10 protein-coding genes are annotated in these 12,025 nt (G+C 44.1%); all 10 read left to right on the plus strand.

What is annotated here, in order from left to right; all coding sequences use genetic code 11:
* The first annotated feature begins 15 nt into the window (after positions 1–15).
* Complete coding sequence (gene spoVG / locus NST79_RS00305; RefSeq protein ID WP_003218346.1) at positions 16–309, plus strand: septation regulator SpoVG; 294 nt, start codon at positions 16–18, stop codon at positions 307–309.
* Between the two features lie 192 nt (positions 310–501).
* On the plus strand, positions 502–1,872 hold the full coding sequence (gene glmU, locus NST79_RS00310) for a bifunctional UDP-N-acetylglucosamine diphosphorylase/glucosamine-1-phosphate N-acetyltransferase GlmU (RefSeq protein ID WP_029317168.1): 1,371 nt from the start codon (positions 502–504) through the stop codon (positions 1,870–1,872).
* Between the two features lie 22 nt (positions 1,873–1,894).
* Positions 1,895–2,848: a ribose-phosphate diphosphokinase gene (locus NST79_RS00315; protein WP_003218353.1), complete on the plus strand. Its 954-nt coding sequence runs from the start codon at positions 1,895–1,897 to the stop codon at positions 2,846–2,848.
* A gap of 84 nt (positions 2,849–2,932) precedes the next feature.
* The gene (locus NST79_RS00320; protein ID WP_003243443.1) at positions 2,933–3,547 is read left to right on the plus strand and encodes a 50S ribosomal protein L25/general stress protein Ctc; all 615 of its coding nucleotides are present in this window, start codon (positions 2,933–2,935) and stop codon (positions 3,545–3,547) included.
* Positions 3,548–3,653: 106 nt separating this feature from the next.
* Complete coding sequence (gene pth / locus NST79_RS00325; protein ID WP_003226727.1) at positions 3,654–4,220, plus strand: aminoacyl-tRNA hydrolase; 567 nt, start codon at positions 3,654–3,656, stop codon at positions 4,218–4,220.
* A 59-nt stretch (positions 4,221–4,279) separates the two neighbouring features.
* A complete protein-coding gene (fin, locus tag NST79_RS00330; protein ID WP_003243417.1) occupies positions 4,280–4,510 on the plus strand; it encodes an anti-sigma-F factor Fin in 231 nt (76 codons plus the stop codon).
* Positions 4,511–4,579: 69 nt separating this feature from the next.
* Positions 4,580–8,113, plus strand: a complete 3,534-nt coding sequence (gene mfd, locus NST79_RS00335; RefSeq protein ID WP_003243453.1) for a transcription-repair coupling factor — start codon at positions 4,580–4,582, stop codon at positions 8,111–8,113.
* A gap of 135 nt (positions 8,114–8,248) precedes the next feature.
* Entirely contained in the window at positions 8,249–8,785 is a 537-nt protein-coding gene (gene spoVT, locus NST79_RS00340) for a stage V sporulation protein T (protein WP_003218365.1), read from the plus strand.
* 181 nt (positions 8,786–8,966) lie between these two features.
* Positions 8,967–10,565, plus strand: a complete 1,599-nt coding sequence (locus tag NST79_RS00345) for a polysaccharide biosynthesis protein (protein WP_212059550.1) — start codon at positions 8,967–8,969, stop codon at positions 10,563–10,565.
* Positions 10,555–12,024, plus strand: coding sequence for a nucleoside triphosphate pyrophosphohydrolase (mazG, locus tag NST79_RS00350; RefSeq protein WP_144482711.1), 1,470 nt, complete (start codon positions 10,555–10,557; stop codon positions 12,022–12,024). Before NST79_RS00345 ends, mazG begins: the two co-directional genes overlap by 11 nt.
* The last annotated feature ends 1 nt before the right edge of the window (position 12,025 follow it).

Below are 12,025 nucleotides of genomic sequence, written 5' to 3' on the forward strand. Positions count from 1 at the left end.
AGGTGGTGAACTACTGTGGAAGTTACTGACGTAAGATTACGCCGCGTGAATACCGATGGTCGCATGAGAGCGATTGCATCCATCACGCTGGATCACGAATTTGTTGTACATGATATTCGTGTGATTGATGGAAACAATGGTCTTTTCGTTGCGATGCCGAGTAAACGCACCCCTGATGGAGAGTTCCGCGATATTGCTCATCCTATTAATTCAAGCACGCGAGGAAAGATTCAAGATGCCGTGTTAAATGAGTATCATCGTCTGGGTGACACTGAAGCATTAGAATTCGAAGAAGCTGGAGCTTCTTAAAAAATAACCAAAAAGCAAGGACTGCTGAAAGGGCTGACATAAGCCTTTTGCCGGCGGTCCTTTTTTAATTCTGATTTTTCAAACTTAGTTGCACTCAATAGAAAATTCTTGCACTTCATGAAGTCTCCTTGAAATCAGAAGATATTTAGGATATATTTTTCTATGGATAAAAGGGATATTGGAGGCCAATAAATGGATAAGCGGTTTGCAGTTGTTTTAGCGGCTGGACAAGGAACGAGAATGAAATCGAAGCTTTATAAAGTCCTTCATCCAGTTTGCGGTAAGCCTATGGTAGAGCACGTCGTGGACGAAGCCTTAAAATTATCTTTATCAAAGCTTGTCACGATTGTCGGACATGGTGCGGAAGAAGTGAAAAAGCAGCTTGGTGATAAAAGCGAGTACGCGCTTCAAGCAGAACAGCTTGGCACTGCTCATGCTGTAAAACAGGCACAGCCATTTCTTGCTGACGAAAAAGGCGTCACGATTGTCATTTGCGGAGATACGCCGCTTTTGACAGCAGAGACGATGGAACAGATGCTGAAAGAACATACACAAAGAGAAGCGAAAGCTACGATTTTAACTGCGGTTGCAGAAGATCCAACTGGATACGGCCGCATTATTCGCAGCGAAAACGGAGCGGTTCAAAAAATCGTTGAGCATAAGGACGCCTCTGAAGAAGAACGTCTTGTAACTGAGATCAACACCGGTACGTATTGTTTTGACAATGAAGCGCTATTTCGGGCTATTGATCAGGTGTCTAATGACAATGCACAAGGCGAGTATTATTTGCCGGATGTCATAGAGATTCTTAAAAATGAAGGCGAAACTGTTGCCGCTTACCAGACTGGTAATTTCCAAGAAACGCTCGGAGTTAATGATAGAGTTGCTCTTTCTCAGGCAGAACAATTTATGAAAGAGCGCATTAATAAACGGCATATGCAAAATGGCGTGACGTTGATTGACCCGATGAATACGTATATTTCTCCTGACGCTGTTATCGGAAGCGATACTGTGATTTACCCTGGAACTATGATCAAAGGTGAGGTGCAAATCGGAGAAGATACGATTATTGGCCCTCATACGGAGATTATGAATAGTGCCATTGGCAGCCGTACGGTTATTAAACAATCGGTAGTCAATCACAGTAAAGTGGGGAATGATGTAAACATAGGACCTTTTGCTCACATCAGACCTGATTCTGTCATCGGGAATGAAGTGAAGATCGGGAATTTTGTAGAAATTAAAAAGACTCAATTCGGAGACCGAAGCAAGGCATCTCATCTAAGCTATGTCGGCGATGCTGAGGTAGGCACTGATGTAAACCTGGGCTGCGGTTCAATTACTGTCAATTATGATGGAAAGAATAAGTATTTGACAAAAATTGAAGATGGCGCGTTTATCGGCTGCAATTCCAACTTGGTTGCCCCTGTCACAGTCGGAGAAGGCGCTTATGTGGCGGCAGGTTCAACTGTTACGGAAGATGTACCTGGAAAAGCACTTGCTATTGCCAGAGCGAGACAAGTAAATAAAGACGATTATGTGAAAAATATTCATAAAAAATAATCCTAAATTCGGAGGTTTATCCATGTCTAATCAATACGGAGATAAGAATTTAAAGATTTTTTCTTTGAATTCGAATCCAGAGCTTGCAAAAGAAATCGCAGATATAGTTGGAGTTCAATTAGGGAAATGTTCTGTCACAAGATTTAGTGACGGGGAAGTCCAAATTAATATCGAAGAAAGTATTCGCGGATGTGATTGTTACATCATCCAGTCTACAAGTGACCCCGTTAACGAGCATATTATGGAACTGCTGATTATGGTAGATGCGTTAAAACGCGCTTCTGCAAAAACGATTAACATTGTTATTCCTTATTACGGTTATGCGCGTCAAGACAGAAAAGCAAGATCCCGTGAGCCAATCACAGCTAAACTTTTCGCTAACCTGCTTGAAACAGCCGGTGCGACTCGTGTGATTGCACTTGACCTGCATGCGCCGCAAATTCAAGGATTCTTTGATATACCGATTGACCACTTAATGGGTGTTCCGATTTTAGGAGAATATTTTGAAGGCAAAAATCTTGAAGATATCGTCATTGTTTCACCAGACCATGGCGGTGTGACACGTGCCCGCAAACTGGCTGACCGACTAAAAGCGCCAATTGCGATTATCGATAAACGCCGTCCGCGTCCAAACGTGGCGGAAGTCATGAATATTGTAGGTAACATCGAAGGGAAGACTGCTATCCTCATCGATGACATTATTGATACTGCAGGTACGATTACACTTGCTGCTAATGCGCTCGTTGAAAACGGAGCGAAAGAAGTATATGCATGCTGTACACACCCTGTACTATCAGGCCCTGCGGTTGAACGGATTAATAATTCAACAATTAAAGAGCTTGTTGTGACAAACAGCATCAAGCTTCCTGAAGAAAAGAAAATTGAACGCTTTAAGCAGCTTTCAGTCGGACCGCTTCTGGCCGAAGCGATTATTCGCGTTCATGAGCAGCAATCAGTCAGCTATCTGTTCAGCTAAACCATTTTTCGAGGTTTAAATCCTTATCGTTATGGGTATTGTTTGTAATAGGACAACTAAAACGACAATAGGATGGTGCTGAATATGGCAACTTTAACGGCAAAAGAAAGAACGGACTTTACTCGTTCGTCTCTTCGGAATATCCGTACTTCAGGACATGTTCCAGGTATCATATATGGGAAGGATACGGGTAACAAACCTGTGTCATTAGACAGTGTTGAGCTCATCAAAACGCTGAGGGACGAAGGCAAAAATGCAGTCATTACGCTTGAGGTCAGCGGAGAAAAGCACTCAGTCATGGTAACAGACCTGCAGACGGACCCGCTGAAAAATGAAATCACTCATGCTGATTTTCAAGTAGTTAATATGAGTGAGGACATTGAAGTGGAAGTTCCGATTCATCTGACCGGAGAAGCCATTGGAGTGAAAAACGGAGGCGTACTGCAGCAGCCGTTATATGCACTTACTGTAAAGGCCAAGCCAAAAGCCATTCCGCAAACGATTGAGGCTGATATTTCAAGCCTCGATGTAAATGAAGTACTGACGATTGCAGATTTGCCTGCTGGCGGTGACTACTCCTTTAATCATGAATCAGATGAGGTTGTGGCTTCAATCCTTCCTCCGCAGCAGCAGGAAGCAGCTGAGGTCGATGAAGAGGAATCTGCCGATGCTCAGCCAGAAGGTGAAAACGAACAATAATAGCTTAAGGCGTAACCCTCCCGCGGTTACGTCTTTTGTGCTAGAATGAGAAGAATTATAGCCCGTTTATGAAGACGGGAGTTATGTGACTAAGGGAGGATTCGCCATGCTTGTGATTGCCGGTCTCGGAAACCCGGGGAAGAACTATGAAAACACACGGCATAATGTCGGATTTATGGTGATAGATCAGCTTGCAAAGGAATGGAATATAGAGCTGAATCAAAATAAATTTAACGGATTATACGGAACCGGATTTGTTTCCGGCAAAAAGGTTCTACTTGTTAAACCGCTTACATATATGAATTTATCAGGAGAATGTTTGCGGCCTTTAATGGACTACTATGATGTCGATAACGAAGATTTGACAGTCATTTACGACGACCTTGACCTTCCGACTGGCAAGATCCGTTTAAGAACGAAAGGAAGCGCCGGAGGGCACAATGGCATCAAATCACTGATCCAGCATCTTGGAACGTCCGAGTTTGACCGTATCCGCATCGGAATCGGCCGGCCTGTAAACGGCATGAAGGTCGTTGATTATGTGTTAGGCTCCTTTACCAAGGAGGAGGCACCTGAGATCGAAGAAGCGGTTGATAAATCTGTAAAGGCTTGTGAGGCTTCTTTGAGTAAACCGTTTTTAGAAGTCATGAACGAATTTAACGCAAAGGTATAAAATGTAACAACAAAGTCCATACTACACCAAAATGACTTTTTCATCAGGAGGTCCCTTGTATGGCTTTGCATTATTATTGTCGTCATTGCGGAGTGAAAGTAGGCAGTCTCGAATCTTCAATGGTATCGACAGACTCACTTGGATTTCAGCACTTAACAAATGAGGAAAGAAACGATATGATTTCTTATAAAGAAAATGGAGATGTCCATGTTTTGACGATATGTGAAGACTGCCAAGAGGCGCTTGACCGAAATCCGCATTACCACGAATATCACACATTTATTCAATAAAAAGCTTTGGTGTAGACACTAGACCAAAGCGTTTTTCTGTTCTCGCAGGAAACAGAGAGGAGGGGCCATATGGACAACATTCAAACCTTTATAAAAGAAAGCGATGACTTTAAATCCATCATCAACGGTTTACACGAGGGCCTGAAGGAACAGCTGCTCGCGGGTCTGTCGGGTTCCGCGCGTTCTGTTTTTACTTCTGCTCTGGCTAATGAAACCAATAAGCCTATCTTTCTAATCACCCATAACTTATATCAAGCCCAGAAAGTAACAGATGATCTGACTTCACTTCTAGAGGATCGGTCTGTCCTTTTGTACCCCGTCAATGAACTCATTTCATCAGAAATCGCAGTTGCAAGCCCTGAATTGCGGGCGCAGCGATTAGATGTCATTAATAGACTAACGAATGGAGAAGCGCCAATTGTCGTTGCTCCGGTAGCTGCAATCAGAAGAATGCTGCCGCCTGTTGAGGTGTGGAAAAGCAGCCAGATGCTCATTCAAGTAGGCCATGATATTGAACCTGACCAGCTTGCCTCACGGCTGGTAGAGGTAGGGTATGAGCGGTCTGATATGGTTTCTGCGCCCGGGGAATTCAGTATTCGCGGGGGAATCATTGACATTTATCCGTTGACTTCAGAGAATCCGGTGAGAATTGAACTTTTTGACACCGAGGTGGATTCAATCCGCAGCTTTAATTCAGATGATCAGCGGTCAATTGAGACCCTTACCTCGATCAATATCGGTCCCGCGAAGGAATTAATTATCAGACCGGAAGAAAAAGCGCGGGCGATGGAGAAAATCGATAGTGGTCTTGCCGCGAGCTTGAAAAAATTAAAGGCTGACAAACAAAAAGAAATACTTCATGCGAATATTTCTCACGATAAAGAACGCTTGTCTGAAGGCCAGACAGATCAGGAGCTCGTGAAGTATCTCTCATATTTCTATGAAAAGCCTGCTAGTTTACTAGATTATACACCTGATAATACACTTCTGATTTTGGATGAAGTCAGTCGGATCCATGAGATGGAAGAACAGCTTCAAAAAGAAGAAGCGGAGTTTATAACAAATCTTCTTGAGGAAGGGAAGATTTTGCATGACATTCGTTTGTCATTCAGCTTCCAAAAAATAGTGGCTGAGCAAAAACGGCCTCTGCTGTACTACTCTTTATTTTTGCGGCATGTACACCATACGAGCCCGCAAAATATCGTCAATGTGTCAGGCCGGCAAATGCAGAGTTTCCATGGCCAAATGAACGTGCTTGCGGGCGAAATGGAACGTTTTAAAAAATCAAATTTCACTGTTGTGTTCTTAGGAGCAAACAAGGAACGTACACAGAAATTGTCATCTGTTTTGGCTGATTATGATATCGAGGCTGCCATGACAGACAGCAAAAAAGCGCTTGTTCAGGGACAGGTCTATATCATGGAAGGCGAGCTCCAATCAGGATTTGAGCTGCCGTTAATGAAGCTTGCCGTTATCACGGAAGAAGAACTGTTCAAAAACCGTGTAAAGAAGAAGCCGCGAAAACAGAAGCTTACCAATGCAGAACGCATCAAAAGCTATTCTGAGCTTCAAATTGGAGATTATGTCGTTCATATTAATCACGGGATCGGAAAATACCTGGGGATCGAAACTCTTGAAATCAACGGCATTCATAAAGACTATTTAAATATACATTATCAGGGCAGTGACAAGCTTTACGTCCCTGTAGAACAAATTGATCAGGTCCAAAAATATGTCGGCTCCGAAGGAAAAGAGCCAAAGCTGTATAAATTAGGCGGAAGTGAATGGAAGCGGGTCAAGAAAAAAGTAGAGACATCCGTTCAGGATATTGCTGACGACTTAATTAAGCTGTATGCCGAAAGAGAAGCGAGCAAGGGCTATGCGTTTTCTCCTGACCATGAGATGCAGCGTGAATTCGAATCGGCTTTCCCTTATCAAGAGACTGAGGATCAGCTCCGTTCGATTCACGAAATCAAAAAAGACATGGAAAGAGAACGTCCGATGGACCGCTTGCTGTGCGGAGATGTGGGCTACGGTAAAACAGAGGTTGCCATACGTGCCGCGTTTAAGGCGATCGGTGACGGAAAGCAGGTAGCTCTGCTCGTTCCGACAACAATTTTGGCACAGCAGCACTATGAAACCATAAAAGAGCGCTTCCAGGACTATCCGATTAATATCGGCCTTCTCAGCAGGTTCAGAACGCGAAAAGAAGCAAACGAAACAATCAAAGGGCTGAAAAACGGAACGGTTGATATCGTCATCGGGACGCATCGGCTGCTATCAAAGGATGTCGTGTATAAAGACTTAGGGCTCCTCATCATTGATGAAGAGCAGCGTTTCGGTGTAACCCATAAAGAAAAGATCAAGCAAATAAAAGCCAATGTTGATGTATTAACGTTAACAGCAACACCGATTCCGCGTACGTTGCATATGTCTATGCTTGGCGTAAGGGACCTTTCAGTCATCGAGACTCCGCCGGAAAATCGCTTCCCCGTACAGACGTATGTTGTGGAATATAACGGCGCTCTTGTCAGAGAGGCGATTGAACGTGAGCTTGCACGCGGAGGCCAGGTCTATTTCTTGTACAACCGGGTAGAGGACATTGAGCGGAAAGCGGATGAAATTTCAATGCTAGTCCCTGACGCGAAGGTAGCATATGCGCATGGGAAAATGACAGAAAATGAATTAGAAACCGTTATGCTAAGTTTCCTTGAAGGAGAATCAGACGTTCTCGTCAGCACAACCATTATCGAAACTGGCGTGGACATCCCGAACGTCAATACGCTGATCGTATTTGACGCCGACAAGATGGGACTTTCTCAGCTTTACCAGCTGCGGGGGCGTGTCGGCCGTTCTAACCGTGTGGCGTATGCGTACTTCACGTATCGCCGGGATAAAGTGCTGACAGAAGTGGCTGAAAAAAGGCTGCAGGCTATTAAAGAATTCACAGAGCTAGGTTCCGGTTTTAAAATCGCAATGCGTGACTTAACGATTCGCGGAGCCGGAAATCTTCTTGGTGCCCAGCAGCATGGCTTCATCGATTCGGTCGGATTTGACCTCTATTCACAAATGCTGAAGGAGGCCATTGAGGAGCGTAAAGGAGACACAGCGAAGACAGAGCAGTTTGAAACAGAAATTGATGTCGAGCTTGATGCGTATATTCCGGAAACTTATATTCAAGACGGCAAACAGAAAATTGATATGTATAAACGCTTCAGGTCTGTGGCGACAATCGAAGAGAAGAATGAGCTTCAAGATGAAATGATCGACCGCTTTGGAAACTATCCAAAAGAAGTCGAATACTTGTTTACTGTTGCAGAAATGAAAGTCTATGCGAGACAGGAACGTGTCGAGCTGATTAAGCAGGATAAAGATGCTGTCAGATTGACGATTTCTGAAGAAGCAAGTGCTGAAATTGACGGGCAGAAGCTGTTTGAGCTTGGCAATCAATATGGCAGACAAATCGGACTGGGAATGGAAGGCAAAAAACTCAAAATCTCCATACAGACGAAAGGCCGTAGTGCTGATGAATGGCTCGACACCGTGCTGGGCATGCTGAAGGGCTTAAAAGATGTGAAAAAACAAACCATTTCATCAACGTAAATTTTGTTACTCTCTGGTGTATATTACATTTGATGTGACGGATACTAATTTCAAGCGAGGCGGAAGGTACATAAAGTAACTGCTTTAGGTCTTTCCCACATGTATATACCATCAAATGAAAGAGAGGCACCAGAGATGAAAGCAACCGGTATCGTACGTCGTATTGATGACTTAGGTCGGGTCGTGATTCCTAAAGAAATTCGAAGAACTCTGAGAATCAGGGAAGGCGATCCGCTTGAGATTTTTGTAGATCGTGACGGAGAAGTGATTTTGAAAAAGTACTCTCCGATCAGTGAGCTTGGAGACTTTGCAAAGGAGTATGCAGACGCGCTTTACGACAGCCTCGGCCATTCAGTGCTGATTTGTGATCGTGATGTATATATTGCCGTGTCCGGCAGCTCCAAAAAAGATTACTTAAACAAGTCAATCAGCGAAATGCTGGAAAGAACAATGGATCAGCGCAGCTCCGTGCTTGAGAGTGATGCGAAATCAGTACAGCTTGTGAATGGAATTGATGAGGACATGAATTCTTATACTGTCGGCCCAATTGTGGCGAACGGTGATCCGATAGGTGCTGTGGTGATCTTTTCAAAAGATCAGACAATGGGCGAAGTAGAGCATAAAGCCGTTGAAACAGCAGCTGGATTTTTGGCTCGTCAAATGGAACAGTAGGTCTTATTCCTTTCTTCGAAAATAGGTATGTAAAGAACAGCTCTCCTTGGGACGCTGTTCTTTTTCATGCGTGCCGAAAAAGGAATCCAAGGGTTGGGATGTGGTATAATAACCTCGTTTTTATTTGTGCCGCGGTAATACGTGAACCGTATTGCCCCTGACGTTGGGAAGGAGCTTTTGGATGGACGATTCAATAGGCGTTAAACGGCATTGGATTTGGCAGGGGGCTTTTGTTTTAATTCTGGCAGGCGTCATCACAAAAATTTTAAGCGCTGTTTACAGAGTCCCGTTTCAAAACATTGTCGGCGATGTTGGATTTTATATATATCAGCAGGTATATCCCTTTCTTGGTATTGCGGTCATGCTGTCCACATCAGGATTTCCAGTCATTATTTCAAAACTGATGAATGATTATAGTGAAAAAAATCATCACACTATATTAAAAATATCAGCGTTATTTTTGTCTTTAATCGGTATTTTATTATTTCTTTGTTTATATCTGGGTGCTGTTCCTATTGCACTCTTTATGGGGGATTCGCATCTAGCCGTGTTAATTCAAGTGACCGCATACGCGTTTCTGCTGTTCCCATTTGTCGCGTTGCTTAGAGGCGGTTTTCAGGGGCGGCACGAAATGCTCCCTTCAGCCTTATCACAGATGACAGAGCAGTTTCTGCGTGTTGCGGTGCTCTTGGGTTTATCATTTTGGCTCGTGAAAAAGGGAGCCTCGCTTTATACTGCGGGAGCGGCAGCCGCTTCAGGCTCTCTTGCCGGAAGTTTGGTTGCATTGATAATACTGGGGTTTTTTTGGTTCAAAACGAAAAGAGACAACCAAACGGATAGGCAAAACGAAAATGTCATCACAACAAAAGAATTGACGAAAAAACTGCTTTTATATTCGGTTACAATTTGTGTAAGCAGTTTGCTGCTTTTGTTTATCCAGCTTGTTGATGCTTTGAATTTATATGCATTGCTTTCAGGTGGTGAGGCAAGCGAAGAAGCAAAACGCCTGAAGGGGATCTATGATCGGGGACAACCGTTGCTGCAGCTCGGCTCAGTTTTTGCCGTAAGCATTGCGACGTCTCTCGTTCCGTATATTTCTATGGCTGTAAAAAACAAAGAGCTGAAGATCATGAAAGAAAAAATCACGTCATCTTTGAAACTATGCCTTGTGCTCGGTACAGGCGCATCGGTTGGGTTGATTTGCATTCTAAAGCCGGTAAATATCATGCTGTTTCAAAATGGAGAAGGGACAGGTGCGTTACAAGTATTTAGCTGTTCCATTTTGTTTGCATCTATGGCGGTAACGGCAGCGGCAGTCTTACAGGGAGCGGGGTACACAGTTTTTCCTGCGATAGCGGTGGGCGCGGGTGTTGCGGTGAAATGGGTGTTAAACACACTTTTGGTTCCGCGCTATGGGATTGAAGGCGCATCGCTTGCGACAGCTGCTTCCTTTGCGGCTGTCGCCGGCCTTAACTTGTATCAGCTTCGGCAAAAGGAATGGCTCGATAAGCTTAGAGGCGTTTTGATTCCGATTATTGGATCTGCTCTTTTGATGTCAGCTGTTTTGCTTGCGTATACGCGTCTCTGGACTTTCTTGTTTCCTGCAACAGGAAGAGGAGCGGCTGTGATTGAGAGTCTTTCTGCTGTTGCCATTGGTGGCGCGGTGTTTATTTATTGTATGATGAGATTGGGAATATTTACAGATGAAGAGCTGAACAGTGTGCCATTCGGCAGCAAGTTAAGCAAATTCATGAGAAGGAGAGAACAAAATGGCGGGTAAAATTACAGTCGTCGGACTTGGTGCCGGAGACATGGACCAATTGACAATTGGTATACACAAGCTGCTGACGAAGGCAGATACGCTGTATGTCAGAACCAAGGATCATCCTTTAATTGAGGAGCTTGAAAAAGAAACGAAGAACATCCGTTTCTTTGATGATATATATGAGAAACATGATCAGTTCGAGGCGGTATATGAAGAAATTGCGGATACCCTCTTTGAAGCGGCGCGGCGTGAGGACGTGGTTTATGCTGTGCCGGGACATCCTTTTGTCGCAGAAAAAACAGTTCAGCTGCTGACGGAGCGGCAGGAAAAGGAAAACGTTCAAGTGAAAGTCGCGGGGGGACAAAGTTTCCTTGATGCCACATTCAATGCCTTGCAAATTGACCCGATTGAAGGTTTTCAATTTGTGGATGCCGGCACATTGTCCGCGGATGAGCTTGAGCTCAGACATCATCTGATCATATGTCAGGTTTACGACCAAATGACGGCTTCTGAAGTCAAGCTGACATTGATGGAGAAGCTGCCTGATGATTATGAGGTCGTCATTGTGACTGCAGCAGGCAGCCGTGGCGAGGAGATCAGGACAGTGCCATTATTTGAGCTGGACCGCAATGTCGCCTTGAACAACTTAACAAGTGTGTATATTCCGCCGATTAAAGAAGAGAAGCTGCTTTATCACGAATTCTCCACGTTCCGAAGCATCATCAGAGAGCTTCGCGGACCTAATGGATGTCCGTGGGATAAAAAGCAGACGCATCAGTCATTAAAGCAGTACATGATTGAAGAATGTTATGAGCTTCTCGAAGCTATTGACGAAGAAGACACAGACCATATGATCGAAGAGCTTGGCGACGTTTTGCTTCAGGTCTTGCTTCACGCACAAATTGGTGAAGATGAAGGTTATTTCACAATTGATGATGTCATAAAAGGAATCAGTGAAAAAATGGTCCGAAGACATCCCCATGTGTTTAAAGATGTTAAGGTTCAGGATGAAAACGATGTTTTGGCCAATTGGGAAGATATAAAAAAGGCCGAAAAAAATACATCTGAATCATCGTTACTAGACAGCGTACCGAAAACCCTTCCAGCTCTTTCGAAAGCTGCTAAATTGCAGAAAAAAGCAGCGAATGTCGGTTTTGACTGGGAAGACGTCAGCGATATTTGGGAAAAGGTAAGTGAGGAAATGAAGGAATTTTCTTCTGAGGTTTCTGAAGCTCCTCACGAACACAATCTTAAAGCTGAGTTTGGCGACATTTTATTCGCGCTGGTGAATGTAGCCCGCTTCTACAAAATAGAGCCAGAGGAAGCGCTGGCCATGACTAATGACAAATTCCGGAGACGGTTCTCATACATTGAGGAAACAGCGAAGGAAGAGGGAGTCGAGTTGGCTGATATGTCCCTTGAGGACATGGACAAACTGTGGAATGAAGCAAAAGAAACTGAGAGGAGATCATAGA

Source organism: Bacillus sp. PS196 (genome assembly GCF_037963555.1).
GTDB lineage: Bacteria > Bacillota > Bacilli > Bacillales > Bacillaceae > Bacillus > Bacillus subtilis.

What these genes read in the sequence shown, in the direction of transcription:
- glmU (WP_029317168.1), top strand. Translation starts at nt 502, where the DNA reads ATGGATAAGCGGTTTGCAGTTGTTTTAGCGGCTGGACAAGGAACGAGA.
- NST79_RS00315 (WP_003218353.1), top strand. Translation starts at nt 1,895, where the DNA reads ATGTCTAATCAATACGGAGATAAGAATTTAAAGATTTTTTCTTTGAAT.
- NST79_RS00320 (WP_003243443.1), top strand. Translation starts at nt 2,933, where the DNA reads ATGGCAACTTTAACGGCAAAAGAAAGAACGGACTTTACTCGTTCGTCT.
- pth (WP_003226727.1), top strand. Translation starts at nt 3,654, where the DNA reads ATGCTTGTGATTGCCGGTCTCGGAAACCCGGGGAAGAACTATGAAAAC.
- fin (WP_003243417.1), top strand. Translation starts at nt 4,280, where the DNA reads ATGGCTTTGCATTATTATTGTCGTCATTGCGGAGTGAAAGTAGGCAGT.
- mfd (WP_003243453.1), top strand. Translation starts at nt 4,580, where the DNA reads ATGGACAACATTCAAACCTTTATAAAAGAAAGCGATGACTTTAAATCC.
- spoVT (WP_003218365.1), top strand. Translation starts at nt 8,249, where the DNA reads ATGAAAGCAACCGGTATCGTACGTCGTATTGATGACTTAGGTCGGGTC.
- NST79_RS00345 (WP_212059550.1), top strand. Translation starts at nt 8,967, where the DNA reads ATGGACGATTCAATAGGCGTTAAACGGCATTGGATTTGGCAGGGGGCT.
- mazG (WP_144482711.1), top strand. Translation starts at nt 10,555, where the DNA reads ATGGCGGGTAAAATTACAGTCGTCGGACTTGGTGCCGGAGACATGGAC.